This window comes from Mesorhizobium sp. M7A.F.Ca.US.014.04.1.1, assembly GCF_003998745.1.
Taxonomy (GTDB): Bacteria; Pseudomonadota; Alphaproteobacteria; order Rhizobiales; family Rhizobiaceae; genus Mesorhizobium; species Mesorhizobium ciceri.
In genome coordinates, this window is sequence record NZ_RZRW01001004.1 from 1 (window position 1) to 1,278 (window position 1,278).

A 1,278-nucleotide genomic window follows, 5' to 3' on the forward strand; every position below is an offset into this window, starting at 1 on the left:
CGCCCGCCATGCCAAGATCATCCTCGTGCGCATCCTCGGCGGCTACGACTGGTGGCGCTACGGCTGCGACCAGCTTGCCTCGACCGCCCGCGAACGCGGCATAAAACTGGCGCTGCTGCCCGGCGAATGCCGCGACGAGGATCTGCGCCTGATCGAAGCCTCGACGCTGCCGCGCGAGGAGTTGGACGGCCTGCTCGACTATTTCCGCGAGGGCGGCCCGGCGAATATGAGCGCGCTGGTGCGCAGGCTGGCGGGCTTGGCGGGACAGGATGCGGAAGTGATCGGCCCGGTGGTGGTGCCGAAAGCTGGTTTTTACGTGCCCGGATGTGGAGTTGTGGAGAAGCCGGACTTATCGAATGCTGGCGCTTACAACGTCAACGCTCCTATCATCCCCATCCTGTTCTATCGCTCGATGCTGCTGGCCGCCGATGTCGCGCCCATCGATGCGCTTGTTGAAGCGCTGCGGCAGCGCGGCATCGACCCAGTCCCGATCTTCGTCTCCAGCCTCAAGGACCCAACCTCCCTCGCCTTCGTGGAAACAGCACTGACGGCGCTGAAGCCCGCCGCCATCATCACCGCGACCGCTTTCGCCTCAGGCGCCGAACCCGGCATCGAAACGCTGTTCGACCGCGCCGGCGTGCCTGTCTTCCAGGTCATCGTCGCCACCACCCGCCGCGACATCTGGCAAAACAACCAGCGTGGCATGGCACCCGCCGACCTCGCCATGCATGTCGTGCTGCCCGAACTCGACGGCCGCGTCCTCGCCGGCGCCATTTCCTTCAAGGGCGAGACCGAGACCGATCCCGCACTCGGCCACCGCGCCTTCGCCAACCGGCCGGAACCGGATCGCGTGGCGCAGGTCGCTGACCGCGTCGCGGCCTTCATCAAGTTGCAGGAGACACCCCGCGCCGGGCGCAAGCTGGCCATCCTAATCCCGGATTACCCTAGCGCTCCTGGTCGAACCGGCTATGCCGTCGGCCTCGACGTGCCGTCCAGCGTGCTCGCCATGCTGCATGACCTGAAGGAGCAGGGCTATGTGATTGAGGGGATTCCGCAGACGCCGCGTGGGTTGCTGGATTTGCTGGAAGCCAGCGATACTGGATTGGCCTTAGATAACTACATTGCCTTCTCGACGGAGTTGCCGACTGCGGCAATTACTGCGGTCGAAGCCGCTTGGGGCAAAGCGGAAGACGAAACAGGTTTGCGCGGAAGCTTCCCCTTCCGCGCCGCCACCTTCGGCAACGTCACCATCGCCCTCGCCCCCGACCGCGGCCGCTC

At 65.5% G+C, this 1,278-nt stretch carries 1 protein-coding gene; it reads left to right on the forward strand.

Translation table 11 applies throughout. The annotated features are described in order from the left end of the window. Positions 1 to 1,278, forward strand: a 1,278-nt coding sequence (locus EOA22_RS33975; protein ID WP_206521487.1) for a cobaltochelatase subunit CobN, incomplete at both ends; no start/stop codon positions are given.